Source organism: Novosphingobium tardum (assembly GCF_042652045.1).
GTDB lineage: Bacteria > Pseudomonadota > Alphaproteobacteria > Sphingomonadales > Sphingomonadaceae > Novosphingobium > Novosphingobium tardum.
Window position 1 is genome coordinate 742,917 of record NZ_JBHSDR010000003.1, and the last position, 21,258, is coordinate 764,174.

Annotated in this window: 19 protein-coding genes; 7 read left to right on the forward strand and 12 right to left on the reverse strand. The window is 68.6% G+C overall.

The window, feature by feature from the left end:
* Positions 1–65: 65 nt before the first annotated feature.
* From ACFO0A_RS03780 to ACFO0A_RS03795, 4 genes are all read left to right on the forward strand, one after another.
* A complete protein-coding gene (locus tag ACFO0A_RS03780; RefSeq protein WP_379537639.1) occupies positions 66–557 on the forward strand; it encodes a MarR family winged helix-turn-helix transcriptional regulator in 492 nt (163 codons plus the stop codon).
* Entirely contained in the window at positions 550–1,677 is a 1,128-nt protein-coding gene (locus ACFO0A_RS03785; RefSeq protein ID WP_379537640.1) for an HlyD family secretion protein, read from the forward strand. The genes ACFO0A_RS03780 and ACFO0A_RS03785 overlap by 8 nt, the downstream gene beginning before the upstream one ends.
* Positions 1,678–1,684: 7 nt before the next feature.
* Positions 1,685–3,286 (forward strand): DHA2 family efflux MFS transporter permease subunit, encoded by a 1,602-nt coding sequence (locus tag ACFO0A_RS03790; protein WP_379537641.1) that lies wholly within the window; start codon positions 1,685–1,687, stop codon positions 3,284–3,286.
* Positions 3,287–3,448: 162 nt separating this feature from the next.
* Positions 3,449–4,225: a sulfite exporter TauE/SafE family protein gene (locus tag ACFO0A_RS03795; protein WP_379538157.1), complete on the forward strand. Its 777-nt coding sequence runs from the start codon at positions 3,449–3,451 to the stop codon at positions 4,223–4,225.
* 18 nt (positions 4,226–4,243) lie between these two features.
* Here the strand turns inward: ACFO0A_RS03795 and ACFO0A_RS03800 are convergent, their stop codons facing one another.
* Genes ACFO0A_RS03800 through ACFO0A_RS03850 form a run of 11 tightly spaced genes read right to left on the reverse strand, consistent with a single transcriptional unit; the run spans position 4,244 to position 16,673 of the window.
* Positions 4,244–6,622, reverse strand: a complete 2,379-nt coding sequence (locus ACFO0A_RS03800; RefSeq protein WP_379537642.1) for a TonB-dependent receptor — start codon at positions 6,620–6,622, stop codon at positions 4,244–4,246.
* On the reverse strand, positions 6,609–7,571 hold the full coding sequence (locus tag ACFO0A_RS03805) for a FecR family protein (protein ID WP_379537643.1): 963 nt from the start codon (positions 7,569–7,571) through the stop codon (positions 6,609–6,611). Before ACFO0A_RS03805 ends, ACFO0A_RS03800 begins: the two co-directional genes overlap by 14 nt.
* On the reverse strand, positions 7,561–8,175 hold the full coding sequence (locus ACFO0A_RS03810) for an RNA polymerase sigma factor (protein ID WP_379537644.1): 615 nt from the start codon (positions 8,173–8,175) through the stop codon (positions 7,561–7,563). Before ACFO0A_RS03810 ends, ACFO0A_RS03805 begins: the two co-directional genes overlap by 11 nt.
* Entirely contained in the window at positions 8,172–9,257 is a 1,086-nt protein-coding gene (locus ACFO0A_RS03815) for a glycosyltransferase family 4 protein (protein WP_379537645.1), read from the reverse strand. The genes ACFO0A_RS03810 and ACFO0A_RS03815 overlap by 4 nt, the downstream gene beginning before the upstream one ends.
* Before the next feature lie 5 nt (positions 9,258–9,262).
* A complete protein-coding gene (locus ACFO0A_RS03820) occupies positions 9,263–10,621 on the reverse strand; it encodes a lipopolysaccharide biosynthesis protein (protein ID WP_379537646.1) in 1,359 nt (452 codons plus the stop codon).
* The gene (locus ACFO0A_RS03825) at positions 10,608–11,807 is read right to left on the reverse strand and encodes a hypothetical protein (protein WP_379537647.1); all 1,200 of its coding nucleotides are present in this window, start codon (positions 11,805–11,807) and stop codon (positions 10,608–10,610) included. Before ACFO0A_RS03825 ends, ACFO0A_RS03820 begins: the two co-directional genes overlap by 14 nt.
* 47 nt (positions 11,808–11,854) lie before the next feature.
* A complete protein-coding gene (locus ACFO0A_RS03830; RefSeq protein ID WP_379537648.1) occupies positions 11,855–12,541 on the reverse strand; it encodes a class I SAM-dependent methyltransferase in 687 nt (228 codons plus the stop codon).
* A complete protein-coding gene (locus ACFO0A_RS03835) occupies positions 12,538–13,197 on the reverse strand; it encodes a tetratricopeptide repeat protein (RefSeq protein ID WP_379537649.1) in 660 nt (219 codons plus the stop codon). Before ACFO0A_RS03835 ends, ACFO0A_RS03830 begins: the two co-directional genes overlap by 4 nt.
* A 38-nt stretch (positions 13,198–13,235) precedes the next feature.
* A complete protein-coding gene (locus ACFO0A_RS03840; RefSeq protein ID WP_379537650.1) occupies positions 13,236–14,003 on the reverse strand; it encodes an SDR family NAD(P)-dependent oxidoreductase in 768 nt (255 codons plus the stop codon).
* Positions 13,996–16,077 (reverse strand): AMP-binding protein, encoded by a 2,082-nt coding sequence (locus tag ACFO0A_RS03845; RefSeq protein WP_379537651.1) that lies wholly within the window; start codon positions 16,075–16,077, stop codon positions 13,996–13,998. Before ACFO0A_RS03845 ends, ACFO0A_RS03840 begins: the two co-directional genes overlap by 8 nt.
* On the reverse strand, positions 16,074–16,673 hold the full coding sequence (locus ACFO0A_RS03850) for a thermostable hemolysin (protein WP_379537652.1): 600 nt from the start codon (positions 16,671–16,673) through the stop codon (positions 16,074–16,076). The genes ACFO0A_RS03845 and ACFO0A_RS03850 overlap by 4 nt, the downstream gene beginning before the upstream one ends.
* 137 nt (positions 16,674–16,810) lie before the next feature.
* Here ACFO0A_RS03850 and ACFO0A_RS03855 point away from each other — a divergent pair, with 137 nt between their 5' ends.
* Positions 16,811–18,277 carry a hypothetical protein gene (locus ACFO0A_RS03855; RefSeq protein WP_379537653.1) on the forward strand — a complete coding sequence of 489 codons (1,467 nt, stop codon included), beginning with the start codon at positions 16,811–16,813 and terminating at the stop codon, positions 18,275–18,277.
* 177 nt (positions 18,278–18,454) lie between these two features.
* Complete coding sequence (locus tag ACFO0A_RS03860; RefSeq protein ID WP_379537654.1) at positions 18,455–18,883, forward strand: UrcA family protein; 429 nt, start codon at positions 18,455–18,457, stop codon at positions 18,881–18,883.
* 30 nt (positions 18,884–18,913) lie between these two features.
* Here the strand turns inward: ACFO0A_RS03860 and ACFO0A_RS03865 are convergent, their stop codons facing one another.
* Positions 18,914–19,315 (reverse strand): (deoxy)nucleoside triphosphate pyrophosphohydrolase, encoded by a 402-nt coding sequence (locus tag ACFO0A_RS03865; protein ID WP_379537655.1) that lies wholly within the window; start codon positions 19,313–19,315, stop codon positions 18,914–18,916.
* Positions 19,316–19,404: 89 nt separating this feature from the next.
* On the opposite strand from ACFO0A_RS03865, the gene ACFO0A_RS03870 reads away from it, so the two are divergent.
* Positions 19,405–21,132: a tetratricopeptide repeat-containing sulfotransferase family protein gene (locus tag ACFO0A_RS03870; RefSeq protein WP_379537656.1), complete on the forward strand. Its 1,728-nt coding sequence runs from the start codon at positions 19,405–19,407 to the stop codon at positions 21,130–21,132.
* Positions 21,133–21,258 lie beyond the last annotated feature (126 nt).

Consider the following 21,258-nt stretch of genomic DNA (forward strand, 5'->3'; position numbering starts at 1 on the left):
GAGCACATATTGCAGTGCAGCATTTGGCTTGACTCTTTATAAGCATCGTTATTATATCCTGGCCGATGCATGACAACGTTGCCTTTCTCGCGAACGATATTGGCCGGTTGTTCCGCAAGCGCTTCGATGCGGCCAGCGGCCAGGCCGGACTGACCGGGCCGCAATGGCGGCTGCTCGGTGCGATCCAGCGCAATCCGGGTGCCAACCAGATCGCCCTGGCCAATTTCCTCGATGTCGAGCCGATCACTGCCGCACGCATGATCGACCGCCTGGAAAAGGCCGGGCTGGTCGAGCGTCGGCCCGATCCCGGCGATCGCCGGGCGTGGTGCCTGCATCTGACCGAAGCGGCCCAGCCCCAGATCGCCGAGGCGCGCGCGCTCGCGGAAAAAGTCATCGCCCGTTCGCTTGCCGGGATCGACGAGAACGATCAGGCGTTGCTGCGTGATCTGTTGGGCCGGATGCGCGACAACCTGTCGGAAGGCTGTTGTGGGCTCGATGCGACCGAAGCTGCGAAGCATTCCTCCGATGACGATGCCAAGGTTCTGATCAATGGCTGATGCCGATCCCGCCACGAAGATCGAAGCGGCACCGCCGCCGGCGCGCCCCGCGGCCCAGCCTGCCGCCCCCGCTCGCGCGCCTCTGCCCGACGCCGGGATCGAGCTCGACGAACAGCCCAAGCGCAGCAAATGGCGCCTGCCGCTGATGATGATCGTACCCCTGATCGTGCTGATCGGCGGCGCGTTGTGGTGGTTTTCAGGCGGCGATACGGTGTCGACCGACAATGCCTACGTGAAGCAGGACATCGTTTCAGTGGCCGGTGAGGTCAGCGGCCGGATCGTCGAAGTGAACGTGCGCGAGAACCAGATCGTGAAGAAGGGCGATATCCTCTTCACCATCGACGACTCCCCCTATCGCGTGGCGGTGGAGCAGGCCAACGCCCAGATTGCCGGCGCCCAGGCGAACGTCACCGCGCTCAGCGCCAATGTCGGCGCGACTGCCGCCGACATTGCCGGCGCGCGCGACGACCTCGCGCTCGCCCAGGCCAACTACAGCCGCGAGAAGGCGCTCATGGACCGCGGCTTCAACACCCGCGCGCGAATGGACGCGGCCCAGCACGAAGTCGCCTCGGCGCGCGACAAGATCGCCTCGATCCAGGCCGATGTCGCGCGCGCCCAGGCCCAGCTTGCGACGGGCAGCCAGGTCCCCGGGGTCAATCCCGCTATCGCCGCGGGCCAGGCGATGCGCGACAAGGCGCAGCTCGAGCTCGCGCGCACGGTCGTTCGTGCGCCCGCCGACGGCCGCATCAGCCAGGCCACGCGCCTGCAGGTCGGCCAGATGGTCGCCCCCGGAGTTCCGATGCTCAGCATCGTGCGCGAGGACGGCACCCGCGTGGACGCCAACTTCAAGGAAACCGATCTCGGCCGGATCCGTCCGGGCCAGCCTGCGGTGATCACTGTCGATGCCTTCCCCGGGGTGAAGTTCCAAGGCAAGGTCGAAAGCATCGGCGCGGGCACGGGTTCGGAATTCTCCGTCCTTCCGGCGCAGAACGCGACCGGCAACTGGGTCAAGGTGATCCAGCGCGTGCCGGTGCGCATCGCGATCAAGCCCCAGGCCGATCACCCTCTCGTCGCCGGGTTGAGCGCGGTCGCGAGGATCGACGTCAGCAGCGTGAAGTGATCGCGCGATGAGCGGCGCGGTCGTTCCCTCGCGCGGCGGTCCGGGCCCTGCCGCAGCGTCGCCGCGCCCCAGGGCGGCCGCCGAGGTCCCGGCGCTCGTCGTTCCCCACCGCGGCCTGCTGATGGCCACGGTGATGGCCGCGATGATCATGCAGATGCTTGACACGACGATCGCCAACGTCGCGCTGCCGCACATGCAGGCCGCGCTTGGGGCGACGCAGGACACGGTTACCTGGGTCCTGACGAGCTATGTCCTCGCCTCGGCAGTGATGCTGCCGATGGCCGGCTGGCTGGTCGACCGCATCGGGATCAAGTGGCTGCTCATCGGCTCGGTGGTCCTGTTCACGGTGGCATCGGTGCTGTGCGGGCTGTCGCAGAACCTGTCGCAGATCGTGATCTTTCGCGTGTTTCAGGGGATGGCCGGGGCCTTCCTCGCGCCGCTGGCGCAGACGGTGATGCTGAACACGCATACCGCCGCGGAACGGCCCCGGGTGATGGGAGTGTTCACCCAGGGCATCATGCTCGGCCCGATCGCCGGCCCGGTGCTTGGCGGCTACCTGACCGAGAATTTCGACTGGCGCTGGGTCTTCTTCGTCAACGTTCCCATCGGCATCGCCTGCGTTTTCGCGCTGCTGGCGCTGATGCCCTCGACGCCGCGAGTGAAGCGGCCGTTCGACCTGTTCGGGTGGCTGTTGATCGCCACGGCGGTTTCGGCGCTTCAGCTGATGCTCGACCGCGGACCGACCAAGGACTGGTTCGGCTCGCTCGAGATCGCGTTCTACGCCGCGCTCAGCATCAGCACGTTCTGGATGTTCGCGGTCCATTCGATCACCACGAAGCATCCGCTGTTTCCGGCCGCCATGTTCGCCGACCGCAATCTCGTCGCCGGACTGTTCTACATGTTCCTGATCGGCATGGTGATGTTCTCGGTCATGGCGCTCATGCCGGTCATGCTCCAGGGCATATACGGCTATCCGGCGATCGATTCGGGCTGGCTGCTCACCCCCCGCGGGTTCGGCATGTTGTTGTCGATGATGGTGTTCGGGCGATTCATCCCCCGGATCGATCCGCGCATCATGCTCGGCCTCGGCCTCGCCCTGACCGCGTTCTCGCTCTACCTGATGACCGGGTGGGCGCCCGACATGCCGCGCGAACCGATCATCATCAGCGGGTTCATCCAGGGCATCGGCCTCAGCTTCACCTTCGTTCCACTCAACCTCATCATGTTCGCGACGATCCCGCCGGATCTGCGGACCGACGGGTCGAGCCTGGGCAACCTGATGCGCAATATGGGCTCGTCCACCGGGATCGCCATCGCCACGGTGCTGCTGTCGCGCAACATCCAGATCAACCACGCAGAGCTTGGCGCCAACATCACCCGCTTCGGCCTGCCGGTCGATCTCGACCGGATCGGCGCCTACGGTGAATACGGCGAGGCGGCGCTGCGGGTCGTCGATGCGATGGTGAACAAGCAGGCGGCGATGATCGCCTATCTCGACGATTACTGGCTGATGAGCATCGCCTGTGTCGTGGCGATACCGCTGCTGCTGATCCTCAAGGTGTCGAAAGGCCCCCCGCCCAGCGCGGAAGAAATGCAGCCTTCGCACTGATCGTGCAGGCAGTCCTCCTGCACCCTGAATTTCGCGGGATTATTCCTCCGCGCGGCGCGGAAAAGAATTTCTGTGTCGCATCGCGCGGCTTTTGCGACATTGTCCCCAGCCGAGGCCGGGGACCGGCTCGTGGAACTGATCGCTGGTAACGGGCTGCTGATTTTGGAAGTGAATCCCCTCTATTCGGTAGCCGGCGTGCTGGTCGGCATGCTCGTGGGCCTGACCGGCGTGGGTGGCGGCTCGCTGATGACCCCGTTGCTCGTCCTGCTGTTCGGCTTCCATCCCACCACCGCGGTCGGGACCGACCTGCTCTATGCATCGGCCACCAAGGCGGTCGGGACCGTCGTCCACGGCGGGCGCGACACGGTCGACTGGAAGATCGTGCGGCGCCTCGCCTCGGGTAGCCTGCCCGCGGCGGTGATCACCCTCTCGCTCCTCGCCTATGCCTCCGACCGGTTCGCGGACGTGGGCAAGTCGATCTCGCTCGTGCTGGGTTTCGCGCTGGTGCTTACCGCGGGAGCCATGTTGTTTCGCCGCCAGATCCTCGAGCGCCTCGGTCCGACGATGCGGGATGTCTCCGATGCCAGGATCGCCAGGTTCACGGTGGTGCTGGGCATTGTTCTCGGCGTCCTCGTCTCGCTGACCTCGGTCGGGGCGGGCGCGCTGGGGATGACCGCACTGCTGATCCTTTACCCCCACCTGCCGATAAACCGCCTCGTCGGATCGGACATCGCCCATGCGGTTCCACTCACGCTCGTCGCCGGGATCGGGCACTGGATCCAGGGCTCGGTCGACTTCTCGCTGCTGTTGTCGCTGCTGATAGGATCGATCCCGGGGATCATCGTCGGCAGCCTGATCGCGACGCGCGTGTCGGACCGCGTTCTCACCCCGATCCTAGCCGTCACCCTGGCGATCGTGGGCGTTCGCCTGCTGATGTGATCCGCCCCGGCGCGCGGGCTAGAATCGCGCGTCGATGCCTGCCCTGATCGTGCGCGGCCGCAGCGGCGTCTGCTGATCGCGCGCGGCAAGTCCGAACGGGTTGCCAAAGGAAAAGCGGTTGGCGCGCCTGTCGCCCAGGTTCGTCACGTCGAGTGACAGGCCAAGCTTGCCCCATGCGAGCCGCACGCCGGCATCGCCGGTCACGTAGCCGCCCTGCGTCACGTCGAGCGGCGCGCCGATCCCCAGCCGTGAACGGCCGACGTAACGTCCGCTGACATCCACCTGCAGGTCGACCGTCGGCGACAGCGCGGTGCGATAGGCCGCCGCGGCGCGGCCGCCGGCCTCGGCGACGTTGGGCAGGTCGCGGTCCTGTGCCGATGCATAAGCGGGCGCGGGCCGGTCCAGGGTCGAGCGGTCGAGGAAGGCCCCTGCTTCGATCTGCAACGCAGGGGTGGGGCGCCAGGTCAGCCGCGCGTCGGCGCCCATGAGCCGCCCGCTGCCGATGTTCGCCGTCGTCGGCAGGCCATTGGCGTCGATGAGATCGGCCTGGATTTTGGACCATCGCGCGCCGAAGGCCGTCGCGCTGAGTGCGAGGGTATCGATCCCCGGACGGGCGAGGCGAAAGCCGGCCTCGACCATCCTCAGGGTATCGCTGGAAAAGCGTTCGACGGTTGGCGGCATCGTGTCCTGACGAACTGCCAGCCCCCCCGCGCGCACGCCCTGCTGCGCCCGGGCGAAGACGACGAGGCGGCCACCGGGCGTCCACGACAGGGCCAGCGAGGGGTTGATCCGCACAATGGTGTGCGCGCGCTCGAATTCCGCGCCCGGCACGGCGAAGGCGCCGATGGATTCGCCCGTGGCGCGCGCCAGCGTGAGCCGCGCGCCCGAGGTGACCGCAATCCGCGATCCCAGCGGAACCGTATATTCGCCGAATAGCGCGGCCTCGGCGGCGGTATTGCGAACCCCGGCGAGCGGCGCGGGAGCGGCGGGATCGCCCAGCGCGCGGCGTTCCGCCTCGTTGTTGAGAACGAGGCTTATCCCTGCCACCCAGTCATGCCTCCCGTGCCGACGTCCCGATAGCCGCGTCTCGTGCGTGACGAGGGTGATGCGCGCCTCCTCGCAATATTTGCGCGGCGGACCGCCGGGCATCGTCGCATCGAACACGCTGGTCACGTCATGGAGTGCAATTGCGGTCGTCGAGACGAGCGCCGCGCCGCCCAGTGCCCGCGACATTTGAGCCCAGCCAAGGCGATAGTCGTTGTCGAATGGCTGGAGCAGGGCGGAGGACCGGGTCAGCGCGGGGTCGCCGCGCAGGGTGTACTGGCCGTCGGCGCTGTTGATGTTCTGCACCACCGCGCCGATGCCGATGGTCCATGGCCCTGCGGTCTTGCGCAATGCGATCCGTCCACCCTCGGTCACCGTGCGGTTCACGTCGGGGCGAGCGAGCAGCGGATTGTCGATGTAGCCGCCGGCGACGGTTCGCCAGCCCACCGCGCGCAAGGCCGCCGAGCTTCCCAGGGGAAGGTTGAACATTGCCGCCAGGTCGTTGCCCTGCGCACCGTGGCGGGTCGTGCTCAGCCCTGCCTGGATGCTCGCCGCGATACCGGACGGATCGGGCTGCGCCGGGACAAGGCGAACGATCCCGCCGAGCGAGCCCGTGCCGTAGAGCGTGCCCTGCGGCCCGGCGAGCACTTCCACCCGGGTGATGTCGTAGAGATTGAGATCGGGGTCGGGGGCGCTGTAGGTCAGCCGCGCATCGCCGAGATACTGTCCGACGGTGGACTGGCTGCTGCCGTCGAAACTGCTGTCCGCGACGCCGCGGATAAACAGCTTGTTGCGGCCCGAGCCGAGCTCGGTGGAGGTCAGCTCGGGCAGGCGGGCCACGATCGTCGCCGAATCGGCGGGGCGGTGAAGCCCGCGTCCCGCCGGCCCGCCAAGGTCGACCACTTCGACCGCGCCGGGATAGCGTTCCAGCGGAGTGCCCTGCTTGCTTGCGGTGACGATGATCGGCACGTCGCCGACCGTGGGTGGAGCGGGAGCGGGCGGAGCGGCGGGCGCGGCACGCGCAACGGGCGCGGCGGCAGCCTCGCGCTCGATCCTCACCGTCCGGGGATTGATAAAGACGAAACGCGTGCCCGTGCCCTGAAGCAGCCGCGCAAGCCCCGCGCGAACGGTGTACCGGCCTCGCAGTCCCGCCGTGCGGCGCGCGCCAAGCGCGGGATCGGCAAAGACGACCGACAGCCCGGCCTGGCTGGCGAAGGCGACGATCGCCTGGTCGAGCCGGCCCGGCGCGACCGTGAAGTTCAGTACCGCTTCGGCGGCAAGGGCGGGGGGAGAAGCGACGATGGCGGCAAGCGAAGCGCCTACCAGGTACGGCAGATGATCAGCGGTTCGCACGCCCGTGTGGTAGCAACCGCCAGCCCGCCGCGCCATGGCTGACTGATACGTCGAGCAACGCCGCCACATCGGTCATCACCAGCGCGGGATCGCGGCCGACGCGGATCGTGCCGGTGAAGCTGCGGTCCGCCAGCGACGGGTCGAGCACGACCGCCACGCCGAGCGAGCGGGCAAGATCCCCACTGACCTGCGCCAGTGTCGCGCCCGAATAGGTCAGCCGTCCCTGGCGCCACGCGGCGACCGCGGCAGGGTCGGTCTGCGCGGTGACGATCGCAGCGCTGCCGCCAGCGTCGCTCAGGGCCTGGCCCGCGCCAAGCCGGACGGTATCGCCGCCTGCCTCGTAACGGACCGATCCCTCGGCCACCGCCACGCGAACGCCGGCCTCGTCGCGCGCGACGTTGAACACGGTGCCGAGATCGACGATGCGCGCGTCGCCGAGTTCGAGCGCAAAGGGATGCGCGGGATCGTGGCGGATGGTGAAAGCGGCCTCGCCCTGCTCAAGACTGGCGAAGCGGGCGTCCTTGCGGTCCAGCACGACACGGCTGCCGCCGTTGAGCTCGATCCGGTCGCCCGAGGCAAGGGTCAGCGCGCGGGTCTCGCCCGGGCCGGTCTGGACCGTATAGGGGTCGCTGCGCGGAATCGCGTTGAAGCCGATCGCCAGCACCAGCGCCGCGGCGACCGCGCCGCCGATCCACTGACGGCGGCGGGCGGGGCGTTCGTCGTCGTTGGCCGCCGCCAAGGCCTGAACCTCGACCACCGTGGGCGCCGCATGCAAAGCGGCGTCGGCCTCATCCAGCGCAAGCTCGACCTCGTCGTATGCCGCGGCATGCGCCGGATCGGCGCCAAGCCAGTCGGCGAAGGCTTCCCAGGTCGCGGCGTCGGCCTCCGGCAGGCGCATGTGCCAGCCGATCGCGGCGTCGCGCAGCGCGTCGTTCCGCTCAACTGTCATGATCGTGCCTCATACTTCCATGACGCGCTGGCTGCGACAGAGTCGCACCTTCATTCGCGCCTTGCGTGCCGTCTTCGTCCTCGGCGTCGAGCAACGCGCGCGTGGCCGTCACCACCCGGTAGGCGCGGTAGATCTGCTTTTCGACCGCGCTCTTGCTGATTCCCAGCCGATCCGCGATCGATTGCTGGGTCTCGCCCTCGATCCGGAACGCGGCAAAGATGCCGCGCGTCCGCTCGGGCAAGGCGGCAAGCGCGGCATTCATCCGATCGAGCCGCTCGCGCGACAGCAGGACCCGTTCGGATGACGGGGTCTCGTCGGTCTCCGAGATGATTCCGGTGCCTTCGCCGCTCCATGCCTCCTCGCGCCGCTGGCGGCGCTGCGAGGAACGCCGGCGGTCGAGCAGCAGGTTGTGCGCCATGCGGTAAAGATAGGCGCGCGGTTCGCCGACCGGGCCGGGTGCCGCGCCGTCGAGCCTGATCCACAAGTCCTGCAGCACATCTTCGGCATCGTCGCGGGGCAGCCCGCGCGCCATGAGATAGCGCGCCAGCGCGGGCCGGTGGTCGAGATAGACCGCCTTGAGGCCGCCGGTCGCTCCCTCGGTCATGCCGCTTTCCCGAGCCGTTCGACCAGCGCGGCGCCGGTCGCGGCGAATACTTCGGGGCCGAAGCGGCCGAGCACCCTCTCGCGCGAGGCAGCGCCCATCTCCGCGAGGTTCTCGGGCCGGCCCAGCAACCGGGCCAGCGCGTCAGCCAGCGCGGGCGCGTCGCCGGGCGGCACGATCTCGCCCGACCGGCCGGAAACGATCGTATGCGGCATCTCGCCCGTCGCGGTGCCAAGGACCGGAAGACCGGCCTGCATCGCCTGATGCGCAGCGATGCACAGCCCTTCGACCCGCGAGGGCTGAAGGTAGAGGTGCAGGCCTGCCAGAAACGCCAGCGGATCGCCCGCAAAGCCGGTGAACGCGAGGTTCGCGATCCCCGCGGCGCGCGCCTGTGCTTCCAGCGCGGCACGTTCCGCGCCCTCGCCGGCAATCGCCACTTCGAACGGCACGGGCGGCGTGAAGCCCTGCGCGTGCAGGATGGCCAGTGCCTCGATCAGGACGTCGTAGCCCTTGGCAGGGTGCAGGCGGCCGAGGCTACCAAGGCGCAGGAGCTCGCCCGGCCGCCAGGGTCGCGCGGCCGGGGCGTCGGGTCGAGCGGCGAAGATCGGCCAGCACGCCAGCCGGTCCCGCGGCACTGCGAGACGGCGCGCGGTAAGCTCGGTCACCGCCGCCGAATCGCCCACCCACAGCGCGGCGAGCGGCTGCATCGCGCGCAGCAGACGGCGGTTCGCGGGCTTGAGGAAGGCGTTGTGCTGCCAGCTTGCGACGGGCAACCCGCGCAGCTTGCCCACCGCGAGGCCGAGCAGCGTCGCCCGGGTGAGCGAGGTCCAGAGATGGGTCGCCCCCCACTCGCGCGCCTCGCGGTCGATCCAGCGCGCAGCGGCGAGATGGTCGCGCTCGCCGCCCTCGCGCACCCGCACGGTCAGGCCCGCCCGCTCCATCGCCGCAAGCGCGCGTCCGTCGCGCCGGGTCAGCGCCAGGATACGCACTTCTGCACCCGCATCGCGCATAGCACGCGTAATGTCGGGAACGGGAAAGGCCGCGCCCCCGCCCTCGAGCGAGTTGATGACATAGGCGATCCGCAACGGCCTCAACCCGGTTCGACCGCGCGTGCCGGCTCGGCCGCGGGATGCGGCGCGCTGGCCCGCCAGACGAACCAGACGAGCAGGGCGGAGGATGCCATGGCCTGGATCACCGCGTGCACGCCAGCGCCGATCACGCCGAAACGATGCATCAACAGGAACAGCAACGGCACGAGGCCGAGCCCGGTGGCGACATTCGCGCCGACCGAAAGGACCGGCCGCCCAAGCGCGACGAGGGCCGCGCTGATCGGCGGGGCGACAAGCATGATGACGCGCGCCATGGCCAGCCAGATAAGGATCGGCGCCGCCGCCGCAAAGGCCTTGCCGCCGATGAGGACGACGAGCGGGCGGGCAAAGATCGTCAGGATCAGCACGACCGGGAGCGCCGTCGCCAGGGCGATCGCGAGGCAGCGGACCAGCGCCCGGCGCACCGCCGATGCCCTGCCGTGGCTGGCGACCGTGCGGGCGAATTCCGCGTAGGCGGCCTGGCCGAGGATCTGGGCCGGTTGCTGGATCACCACCGTGCCGCGCTGGGCCACCGCATAGAGCCCGGCTGCGGCGGGTCCAAGCACCCAGCCCACCGCGAGAGGCGCGATCCGCCCGGCAAGTTCGCCGAAGGTGATGTCGGCGTTGGCGGCGAGCATGAAGCGCAGGATGCCGGGGTTTTCCTCGATCACTCCGCGCGCGGGACCGAGCAGGCGGTGCGCGGCTATGTTGCGGCGGGCGAGCCACGCGCCCATCGCCCAAAGCGAGGCCCATTCGGCGAGCGCGGCGACAAGCCAGGCGATCAGGAACCCGGTCAGCCCAGCGCCCAGCAATGCAGCGATCGCCGCGCCCGCCAGGCGGACGAGCGGCGCCACCGCGTTATGCGCGCCCAACAGGTCGAACCGGCCGAGGAGCTGGAGATAGCCCGCCGGCGTTGCGCGAGCCGCGGCGAGCACGGCGAGGCTGTAGGGCAGGGCGAAGGCCTGAGCCTCGGCCGACCAGCCGAAGCGCGGCCCGACGATCGGCGAAAGGACCGCGACCGTGATCATCGCCAGCAGGGCGCCGATGCCTTCGACCCCGGCGGCAAAGCGCAAAAGCCGAACCAGCCGCCCGTCGTCGGCATCTTCCAGGGCTTGCGCACCGTAGCGCACGACCGCGTGCCAGCCGGGAAACTCCACGATCCCGCCCACGGTCATGGCAAAGCCATGGACGAGGACGAGCATCCCGTAGTCGGCGGGGCCGAGCGCCCGCGCGGCGATCACCATGTAGGCGAGGCTGAGCAACCCGGCGGTCGCCTTGCCGCCGATCAGGAGTCCTAGGTTCTGGAAGATTCGCTGGACGATGCCCTTGTGCGGGGCGCTCGCTGCTTCAACTGGCTTCACTTAGTTCGTCCGCTGGTTCGACCAGAGCATAGCCCATCGTTCGCGCAATGGCACGTGCCGCGCGCTGCGCCGATGGTTCCTGCGTAAGATCGAAGCTGTGGGCGAACAGCTGTTGCTGGATCGGGCGGTAGAAGTGGGGGTGGCTAGTCTGGGCCAGAGCGAGCAGCGCCCCGAAATCACCCATGTCCTCGACCACCGGGCCGGCGCGCCAGTGGGCGTAGTTGGGATCGTCGGCGCTACCGGTGCCGTGTGCGTTGAGAAACAGGCAGGGGCGCGGCGTGCGCAGGAACTCGTAGACCTGGCTGCTCACGTCGCCGAGGTAGATGTCGGCCCGGTTGGTGTACTGCATCGTCGTCGACGCGCGGCTGCCGAGGTCGATGTGAATGTTCGGCGCGCGCAAGTAGCGTGGCTCGATCTGTCCCGGGCGGTCGATGCGCAGGCGGTCGACGGTCAGGACGAACGGCCGCTGAAACAACATCACGTGAGGCGCGAAGACGAGATGGTACTCGTCATGCGCGACGAACCAGTCGAGCACCTGACGGCCCCAGCGGAACCACGAGGACAGGTGCGGCGACACGTGCGGGTTGTAGAGCACCACCGGCCTTCCGTCCTCGATCATCGGGTGAAGCCGCCCGCCGCTGCCGGCGATGTCGAACTTGGGATAGCCGACGATGCTGATTCGTGCGGGATCGACCCCGGATTCGCAAACCAGCCGATCGCGGATCTTGGGGCCGGAGACGAGCACGTGGTCGAACCGGGCGCTGGCGGGGTCGAAGCCGATCGCCCGGTCGCCCGCGCCGTGGCGGGTGTGAATGATCTTCAGGGAATCGAGGCCGTAGCGGGTCTTGAGGATCAGGGAGGTCTTTTCGGCGACGACCAGCAGGTCGAGGCCGCGGAAGAAATCGAGGTTGTCGCGGTAGACGAGGATCTTGGAAACCGGGAGCACGGCCTCGAGCGAACGGGCGGCCATGCGCGAGGTGCGACCGCGCAGGCCGAGGTCGACCAGCGTGACGAGATCGCCAAGTCCGGGCCCGCCAAGGCGGCGCACCTCGGCAGCGAGCGCGAGATTGGTGGTGGCGACGACAATCTCGAATCCCAGACGCGCACGGGCAAGGGCAAGCGCGATCGGCAGGCTGTGCGCAACCTGATGAATCTGGTCGTGATTGAAGAGAAAGCAGACCCTCACGCCGCGGTGACGCCGCCGGACGCGTTCCCTCGCATCAGCAGGGCGGATTATTTTCCGGCCGGACCGGCGCGCGCGTCGATCCGGTCGAGCGTGGCGATGATGCCGCTGATCCGTCGCGTCACCGCAGCTTGGTCGACGTCGAGGTGGAACGCGTCGCCGCAATGGGGAGCCAACGCCGCGGCGAGCGACGCGCGATCAAAGAGACGATGCGTGCCGGTCTGGGCAAAGCGCCAGTTGCGCATCGATTCAGCGGCGGTGACATAGATCGCAACGCGGCCGCCGGGGCGCAGCAGCCGCGCGAACTCGGCCATGACCTTGCCGAAATCGGTCCAGAAATAAGCGACGTTGGCGGCAATGATCCGGTCGAACGAACCGCTTGGAAACGGCACGTCATCGAACCTGCCGCGCTGGATATATACCCGTCCGGCGGCGATGGCGTGGCGGTTGCGCGCACGCGCCTGCTCCACCATCAGCGGTGAGGCATCGAAACCGCAGGCATGCGCGCAGCGCGGCGCGACCAGCGCGAGAGCCTGCCCCCCGCCGCAGCCCGCATCGAGCACGTGGTGATCGGCCGATATCTCCGCCGCATCGATCACCAGCCTGGTCGGGCGGGCGTTGAGCAGGCCCATCGCCACGCCGACGATGCTGCCCGCAATGCCGCTGGGGGAGGCAAGCTGCCGCCCCAGCGCATGCGCCGCACCCCCTTGGCCGGAAATGGACGCGGCCTGGCTCAATGGCTGACTTTGGCCAACAGGGTACGCGCCTCGGCGCGGCGGCCCGCGTCCCAGACCGGGCGGTTGTGGTCGACCGGCGCGCGCAGGGCACGCGCGAGGTAAGTCTTGGCGCCGGCATGATCGCCCTGCGATTCAAGGAAATCGGCGTAGAAGAAGTTGGCGTCGAGTCCGTTCGGATCGTGGGCCAGCGCCGATTGCAGCATCGCGCGCGCCTTCTTCGCATCGCCGAAGCCGATCGGAAAACCGGGGACCTTGTAGTACAGCACGCCCAAGCTCATCGCTCCGCCGCCGTTGCCGACGTCGGGATCGATCGCGCGAGCGCGCTGGAGAATGTCGCGCGCCGACTTGGCGAGGCCGAGCTGGTTGATCAGGCTGGCGCGCGCGGCTTCCTCGCTCACCACGATGCCCTGCCACAGCAGGGGTTCGGCCTCGCCCGGATAGCGGGCGCTGGTGGCCTTGGCCTGGACTGCGAGCGCGGCGAGCTGGCGGAACTGCTGGTTGCGGTCAGTCACCTCGTAGCGGATGTGCGCCCACTGGTTGTTGATGTGCATCACGTCGGCATGCATCGCCGGGTTGTCGGATGCGGCAGCCACGCCGGGCAGGGCCGCGGCAATGGCGAGGAGGGCGGCGGAAACCTTTCGGCCTAGGGTACGCATGGGAAAGCTTGTCCTTTTCTGGGGCGGGGAAGTGCCGGTCATTCGACCGGGAGGGGAAACATCGTGCGGGCCTTGGCCGTCTGGCCGGCGAGGCCGGCGTCGATCAGGCGCGGCATGACCGCGTTGAGCTGGATGAACAGGCGCTCCTTGACCCCGATCGAGACGTCCTTCTCGCGGGCGGCAATCGCCCTGACGATCCGCTGGGCAACCACGGCCGGGTCGTCGGCGGCCATTCCGGTCAGCGCCATGAAGCGGTTGACCTCGGCATTGTTGAAAGCAGTACGGACCGCGCGGGGGGCGATGTGGGTTACCGCGATTCCCTGGCCCGCGACCTCGCGCCGCAGCCCTTCGGACAGGCCGCGCAGGCCCGCCTTGCTGCTTGAGTAAGTGGCGAAGAAGGGGAAGTTGATCGCCCCCATCACCGATCCCAGGTTCACGACCTGGCCAGCACCACGGCGGCGCATCTGGGGCAGCACTGCGCCGATCAGCGTGGCGGGGGCTATGAGGTTGACCGCGTAGCCGCGCCAGATCGCGGCGGACGGCTGGCTTTCCAGCGGCCCGAAGTACTGCATGCCCGCGATGTTGGCGAGGATGTCGACGCGGCGCGCGGCAAGATCGGCCGCCAGCGCCGCCAAAGCGGCATCATCGCACAGGTCGCTGACCATCGTGTGGTGGCAGGAAGGGCAAAGGACCCGGTCGATCCCGGTCACTTGCGCGCCGAGCGCAGCCAGGCCGCCCGCGACGAGCGATCCGATGCCTCCGGCGGCGCCGGTCACAAACGCCTGCTGGCCGTCGAGCCTACGCATCGGCCGTCTCCCTCACCGGCGCAGGGCCCGCGAGCGGGATCGAAGCGAACACCCCCCCGAACAGGCGGTACATCTTGCTGGCCATGGCGACGATCGCCGCCTGGTCCGCCGGGTCGTCGATCCGGTTCATCAACCCGGCGAAGAAGGTCATGTGGTCCTGGTCCAGCGCGCCGTGCGAGGTGAGGTAGGTGAAGGCCTCAGGCGGCAGCCCCAGCGCGCTGCGCACCGCATCGGCGCCGTGGCTCGCCAGCGCCACGCTGGTGCTTTCGAGGACATAGACCATGCCGAAAAAGCCCGCTGCATTGCCGTGGCGGATCGTCTGGTAGGCATGGTCGACCATCGCCTTGGTCGCCGGATCCGGCGCACTCGCGGCGGCTTGGGCGCGATTGCCGCCAGCGGCGGCGATATCGTCGAGGATCCACTCCTCGTGGCCCGTTTCCTCGGCGATGTAGTCGTCGAGCGCGGCGACGAGGAGCGGTCGATGGCCCAGGCGGGCCCGCGCCTCCTGCATCAGCGGCACCGTGTGGCGCACATGATGATATGCCTGGGTCAAGTAGGCGACGTAGGCATCGCGGTCGATCGCCCCGGCAAGCCCCGAGCGCAGTTGCGGAACGTGAAGCATCGCCGCCGCGTCGCTTGCGGTTTCGGACACCAACCGGTCGAAGAAGCCCATCGCGTCCGCTCCGCGCAAGTAGCGGTGAGCGATCGCATCGCGCCGCAACCGCCCGTTGCCGGTGAGCAGGCCGGCGGAGGGGAGGAACGGCGGCACTTCGCGCCACGCGCCGATTTGCGCGTACTCGGGTAGCGAGGAGTTGGCGGCAGCGACCGCCGCCGCCGCGTCGGTGCCGGGTGCGGTCACCAGCAACGCTCCGATGGCGCCCGCGTCATCGTCGTGAGCCATCGCCTGAAGCACGCCTGGCTGGGCGCAAAGCTCGCTCTCGATCCACTCGGGCGAAACGTTGCGGCCGTGACCAGTGACGATCACGTTCGACTTGCGTCCGGTGATCGTCAGCCGGCCGTGGTCGTCGATTGTCCCCAAGTCGCCGGTGCGCAGCGGGCCCGGTTCGCGCGTCTCGCCCGGCGTGCCGAGGTACAGCGGCCCGTCGATCAGCACCTCGCCATCGTCGGCGAGGCTGATCCGGTTGACGCCTATGCTGCGGCCCACCGTCCCGCGAACGGTCTCGCTGCCATCCTCAAGCGCCACTACCGAACCGCATTCGGTCAGCCCGTAGCCCTGTCGCAAGGGGAGGCCGAGGTCGGTCGCCCGTGCGATCAGCGAAGGGGCAAGCCGCGCCCCGCCGACCGCGACCAGGGTCAGCGCGGGCAAGCGGGCGTGGCAGGCCTCCATCGCCTCGACCAGGACGCGCAGAAGCTCGGGCACCAGGATCAGCGAGGTGGCTCGGGTCCGCGAAATGGCCGAAAGCATGGCGCCCGGGTCTGGCTTGAAGGGGCTGGCCAGCCCGAGCGCGCTCGCCGCGAACGGAAGGTAAGTCCCGCCCGCGAGGAGGATCGGATAGAAGCCCGCGACGGTCTCGAGCAGGATGCCGGGAGGCAGCAGGGGCAGGTGACGTCCGGCGTGGTCCGCGCCGACATGCGCGACGACGGCTGCGGCGACACTTTCGAGGTGCGTTGTCGACAGGCAGATACCCTTTGGGGCGCCGGTCGATCCGCTTGTGAACGTGATCTTGGCCGTTACATCGGGCAGCGCGACCGGAGTGTTACCGAGGGGTTCGACGGTGCTGCCGTCGCCGGTTTCGGCGTCGCGGATCAGCGCCTGCGCTCCGGCGGCGGCAAGGGCGTGGTCGCGTTGCTGTTGGGTGAAGAACCCGGGCAGGTGAAGCGCCGGCAGGTCCGCCATCAGGAGCGCCAGGTCGACGATGCACTGCTCGATCGACTGGCCCATCTCGACGGCGACCGCGCGTCCCGGGGCCAAGTCGCGGCGGTAGGCGGCGGCGCGCGTCTGCACCGCCCCGTCGAGCTCCGCCCAATCGAACGTCGCGGTGTCGTCGGTCAACGCGATCCCGGATGGGGACTGGCTGGCATGGTGGGCGATGGCGCGAGCGATCATGGTCATGCGCAGCGCCCCCGCGAAACGGGCGCAAAGCGGCGAAGTTGCGCGCTCCCCTCGGCGATGAGTCCAGCGCAGACCCGCGGATCGCGTTGGTAGTACGAGCCCCAGGCCACGGCGTCCTCGCCCAGGCGTTCGGGCCGCGCCGGCGCGATTTCGATCAGGTTGATGCCAAGCCGGCCGAACATCCGCCGAAGTGGGAGGGTCAATACCGCGACCGCGATCTCGCCGCTTCCGGCAAGGTCGTTGGCGGCGCGCGCCCAGAGCGAAACCATCGCCCCGGCATTGGTCGCGGCAAGATTGCCGATCTCAACCACGTCGCCGCGCGCGACCGTCCTCCCAAGGCTCAACGAAAGAACCGTCTCGACCGGCTCGTCGAGATAACTCTCGAGGAACAGCGGCCCCGCCGTCGCACGGCGATAGCCGCAGACGGCCGCCGGCTCGCCCTTTCCCAGCGGCTCGGTCAGGAGCTCGTCGAATAGGGCGGAAATCGTCGCGCCATGCACTTCGGCATAACGTCCGGCGATCAGCTGCAACGCTGCGGCGCGCTGCGCCGCCGGCGTCGAGGGAGGGGCGAGCGGGGGGCGGGAGGGAGTGACCATTCGAAAGGGTGGACGTCGCGCGGCCGCCGGAGTCTCAATCCCGGAGGGTGATTTTCTCGTTTCCAGCAAGTGCCTTCCCGCGCCCGGCGAAGCTGTGCCATAGGCTTCGGTGTCGGCGAGGCGGGGGAATTAAGGGCATGGACAGTCGCTTCAGCGCCGCATGGCCGCACGACCGGCGCGTGCAGTTCGCGCTGTGCCTTTTCATCGCCCTGCTGACCCGCGCGCCGGTGTTCGGCGATCCCAACTACCTTCCCGACGAGCAGCTCTTCTTCACCATCGGCCAGCGGATGCACGATGGGTTCCTGCCCTATGTCGGCGTCTGGGACCGCAAGGGACCGGGCCTGTTCCTCGTCTATTATCTCATCGCCGGGCTGTCGCGCAGCGTGGTCGCCTACCAGGCGATCGCGGCGCTGTTCGCCGCGGCGACGGGCTATCTCGTGATCCGGCTGGCCAGTCGTTTCGCACCGGTGGCCGGGGCGATCATCGCCGGCCTGCTCTACATCGCGCTGCTGCCGCTGTTCGCTGGCGGGGCGGGTAACGCGCCGGTGTTCTATAACCTGCCGATGGCCGCGGCGGCGCTGCTCGTCTTCCGCGGCGCCGCGCAACCGCGAAACGACGCGCGGAGCCAACGCGACGAAGTGCTGGCGATGCTGCTGGCGGGCAGCGCGATCACGTTCAAACAGACGGCGGTGTTCGAGGGGATCTGGCTGGGCTGCTTTGCGCTGTGGAGCGCCTGGCGGCAGGGTGCGGGGCCGGCGCGGCTGGCACTGCGTGCGCTGGTCCTTGCGCTCGCAGGGGCGGCGCCGATGCTCGCATTTGCGGCGGCCTACCTCGCGCTCGGCCACTTCGACGCGTTCTGGCAGGCGATGGTCATCTCGAACATGCGCAAAGCCTATCTCCTTGGCGACGACCAGGCGCGGCGGCTTGCCATTTTTGCCCTGTTCCTCGCACCGACACTGGTCCCTGCTGTCCTGTCGCTCACCCTGCTGGGCCGCGCGATGGGGATCGCCCGCTGGTTCCTGATCGGCTGGCTTGGCGCCGCCCTCGTCGGCTTTGCCAGCGTGCCGAACTTCATCGACCACTACGCGCTCCCGCTGATCCTGCCGACGAGCGTGGCGGCGGCGATGGCGCTGGGGTGGCGGCGCGGGACGGTGCTGACCGGTCTCGTCGTCCTTGCAGTCCTGTCGGCGATGCCGCTTCAGCAGCTCGGCCAGCGTGCAACCTCGCGTGCCCAGATGCAGGCGCTGGTGGGCCAGATAATGGGGCGCGACCCCGCACCGCGGCTGTTCGTGTTCGAAGGCCCGGTCTTTCTCTATCCGCTCACCGGCTCATACCCGCCGACGCCGCTGATCTTTCCGCTGCACCTGTTCTACGCGCCCGAGCGCAACACCAGCCAGTTCGATACGGCGGGCGAGGTGCGCAAGGTCCTGGCCTGGCGACCCACGACGATCGTGCGTGCGCATGGTCTGCGCAACGACTACCTGAACGTCGAGACCGACGCGATGGTGCGGAAATATCTCCAGGAGCGCTGCCGCCGCTGGCTCACGGCGCCACTCACCGATCGCTACGGCACGAACGAGTACGACATCTACGCCTGCGTCTGAGCGTGGGCGCCAGGTTTCGCTTCCGATCGAGACCACCAGTCGAGAAGCCGCGCTGGCGCGCATTGGTTTCTGATATAGGATCGGGCGGATCGAAGGTCGCAGGCCGTCAATTGACCTCGATCAATGCGGCGGGAAGCGGTCAGTGTAGGCCGGGTAACGGATTGGGAGGGTTGCCAAATGTTCTCGAAGTCACTCATGGGCACGGCGTGTGCCGCCATGCTCGCCGGCGCGACGCTGGCGCCCGGCGCCGCAGCACAGCCGACCATCGGAGCGCACGGCCCTGAAATCGTCGTCGAAGCACCGCGCTCGGTTCCGCTTCGCGGCGAGCGCAGCCCCTATACCGGTGCGCCGATCGTGGTGACCACGGTCAAGATTCCCGCGCTCTACGGCGATCTCGACCTCGCCAAGCCGGCCGATGCCGCGCGCCTGATGAAACGGCTCGAACGGGTCGCGCGCTCGGCATGTCTTCAACTCGATCAGCTTTACCCGCTCGATCCCGATCCCGAGTGCGTTCACCGCGCGGTCTCGGGGGCGATTGCCTCGGCAAAAACAGCGATAGCCGCGGCGAAAGCAAAGACCGCCAAAGCGCGCAGTCGCCGGCCCTAACGCCTTCCGCGTCGGCCTGGCGGAACCGGCTCAGCCGTGCCGCCGGATGATCTCCTCCGCGATGGGCACGTCTGCGGGGGCGAGGCCGATCGTCAGCAATTCGCGCGGCGCGACCCATGCGTAGGCGTCGTGCACCGATAGCTGCAGATCGTGGTGATCCAGCACGACCTGGACTGCGATAAGGTTGATCGCTCCGCCGGGATAGCGGTGGATCGCCTCGACCAGCACTTCGCCTGCGGTCGTGCCGACGCCCAGTTCCTCGTGAAGCTCGCGCACGATGCAGGTCTGCGGCGTTTCGCCCGCTTCCAGCTTGCCGCCGGGAAATTCCCATAGGCCGGCGAGATTCTGTCCATGCGCCCGCCGGGTCACCAGAACCATGCCGCTCACTATCGCGATGCCGGCGGCAACCTGCTTTATCGGGGCTTCGGGCATAAGGGGGGTGATTGTCCTTGCTGGCGACCGGCATGCGGCAGGACGAGCCGGGTTGCAATCGCGCGGCCGCCGGTCAACCACATGCATCCATGGCGACGTCTCCCCCATCCGGTGCCGAATCGAGCGAAGGGGATGTCCCTTCAGGCATCGATGCGCCCAAGGCATGGCGCCGGCGCGCGCGCCTGCTGCGCGAACGAGGCGACACGCAGGGCGGCCGGGCCGCCGAACTGCGCGCCATCGAAGCCTCGACCGGCGATCCGCTGCTCCAGTCGGCAGCGATGGCGCTGGTGGAGAACCGGCTGTCCGCGGCGGAGCCGCTGCTGCGCTCGCGGCTGAAGGAAGATCCGTTCGATGTCGCGGCGATCCGGATGCTGGCCGAAGTGGCCGGACGGATCGGGCGCTATCGCGATGCCGAGGCGCTGCTGCGCCGCGCGCTGGAACTCGCCCCCGCGTTCGCGCCGGCGCGGGCGAACCTCGCGACCGCGCTTCATCGCCAGGGCCGGACGACCGAGGCATTGGCCGAACTCGACCGGCTTGAGGCCGACATGCCCGGCTCGACCGCGCACGCCAACCTGCGCGCGGCAGTCCTCAGCCGGGCAGGGGCGTTCGAAGAGGCAATCCTGCTTTACGAGGACGTGCTCGCGCGGGCCCAGGCGCACCCCAAGATCTGGATGAGCTACGGGCACGCGCTCAAGACCGTGGGCCGCCAGGACGAAAGCATCGCCGCCTATCGCCGCGCGGTTGCGCTGATGCCTTCATTCGGCGAAGCGTGGTGGAGCCTTGCCAACCTGAAGACGGTCCGCTTGGGCAGGGATGACGTGGCGGCGATGCAGGCGGCGCTCGACGCACTGTCGACGAGCGCGGACGATCGCTTCCATCTCAATTTCGCGCTCGCAAAGGCGCTCGACGACCAGGGCGCGCACGCCGAATCGTTCGACCATTACGCGCAAGCCAACCGGCTTCGCCGCGAACTGTTGCCCTACAGCGCCGCCGTTACGACGGGCCTGGTGGATTCGCTGATCGCAACGTTCACGCCGCAGTTCTTCGCCGAGCGCGAAGGCCACGGCTGTCCCGCGTCCGATCCGATCTTCATCGTGGGCCTGCCGCGTTCGGGATCGACGCTGATCGAACAGATCCTTGCCACCCACAGCGAGATCGAGGGCACGGCGGAATTGCCCGACATGCCGCAGCTCGTGGCCGAACTCGGCAAGCGCTGCGGCTATCCCGAGGGACTTGGCTTGCTCTCGAGCGAGGAGCTGCGCGATCTGGGCCTGCGATACCTCGAGGGCGCAGCCACCCAGCGCCGCGATGGCAAGCCCCGCTTCGTCGACAAGCTTCCCAACAATTGGCAGCACATCGGCCTCATTCGCCTGATCGTGCCCAACGCGAGGATCATCGACGCCCGCCGCCATCCGCTGGACTGCGGGTGGTCCAATTTCCGCCAGCACTTCGCGCGCGGCCAGGCTTTCAGCTACGATCTGTCCGACATCGGCGCTTACTACGCCGACTACGTCCGATGGATGGCCCATCTCGATCAGGCAATGCCGGGCGCGGTCCACCGCGTGTATCACGAGGCGCTGCTCGACGATCCCGAAGGACAGGTCCGCAGCCTGCTGGCCGCGCTCGATCTCCCGTTCGAGGATGCCTGCCTGCGCTTTCATGAAAATCCGCGCGCGGTGCGTACGGCCAGCAGCGAGCAGGTACGCCGCCCGCTCAATCGCGACGGAGTGGGCCAGTGGCGCCCCGTCGCCGATCGTCTCGGTCCGTTGAAGGTGGCGCTGGGCACCGCATTGACGGACTATCCTTACCCCGGGTGATTGTTGCAGCGCGGCAACGCTCCGCCGACAATCTCACCAATCTGGCGACTCCAGCCGCTTTGGACGTTGCGTCGGGGGCCTTCGGGGTGGAGCATGCGAACTGGGCCGCTGGACGTTCTCTGGGAG

Bases quoted from the DNA above. Each gene is read 5' to 3' on its own strand.
- ACFO0A_RS03780 (WP_379537639.1), top strand. From the start codon at position 66: ATGCATGACAACGTTGCCTTTCTCGCGAACGATATTGGCCGGTTGTTC.
- ACFO0A_RS03785 (WP_379537640.1), top strand. From the start codon at position 550: ATGGCTGATGCCGATCCCGCCACGAAGATCGAAGCGGCACCGCCGCCG.
- ACFO0A_RS03790 (WP_379537641.1), top strand. From the start codon at position 1,685: ATGAGCGGCGCGGTCGTTCCCTCGCGCGGCGGTCCGGGCCCTGCCGCA.
- ACFO0A_RS03805 (WP_379537643.1), bottom strand. From the start codon at position 7,571: ATGACAGTTGAGCGGAACGACGCGCTGCGCGACGCCGCGATCGGCTGG.
- ACFO0A_RS03810 (WP_379537644.1), bottom strand. From the start codon at position 8,175: ATGACCGAGGGAGCGACCGGCGGCCTCAAGGCGGTCTATCTCGACCAC.
- ACFO0A_RS03835 (WP_379537649.1), bottom strand. From the start codon at position 13,197: ATGCGTACCCTAGGCCGAAAGGTTTCCGCCGCCCTCCTCGCCATTGCC.
- ACFO0A_RS03840 (WP_379537650.1), bottom strand. From the start codon at position 14,003: ATGCGTAGGCTCGACGGCCAGCAGGCGTTTGTGACCGGCGCCGCCGGA.
- ACFO0A_RS03845 (WP_379537651.1), bottom strand. From the start codon at position 16,077: ATGACCATGATCGCTCGCGCCATCGCCCACCATGCCAGCCAGTCCCCA.
- ACFO0A_RS03850 (WP_379537652.1), bottom strand. From the start codon at position 16,673: ATGGTCACTCCCTCCCGCCCCCCGCTCGCCCCTCCCTCGACGCCGGCG.
- ACFO0A_RS03855 (WP_379537653.1), top strand. From the start codon at position 16,811: ATGGACAGTCGCTTCAGCGCCGCATGGCCGCACGACCGGCGCGTGCAG.
- ACFO0A_RS03860 (WP_379537654.1), top strand. From the start codon at position 18,455: ATGTTCTCGAAGTCACTCATGGGCACGGCGTGTGCCGCCATGCTCGCC.
- ACFO0A_RS03865 (WP_379537655.1), bottom strand. From the start codon at position 19,315: ATGCCCGAAGCCCCGATAAAGCAGGTTGCCGCCGGCATCGCGATAGTG.
- ACFO0A_RS03870 (WP_379537656.1), top strand. From the start codon at position 19,405: ATGGCGACGTCTCCCCCATCCGGTGCCGAATCGAGCGAAGGGGATGTC.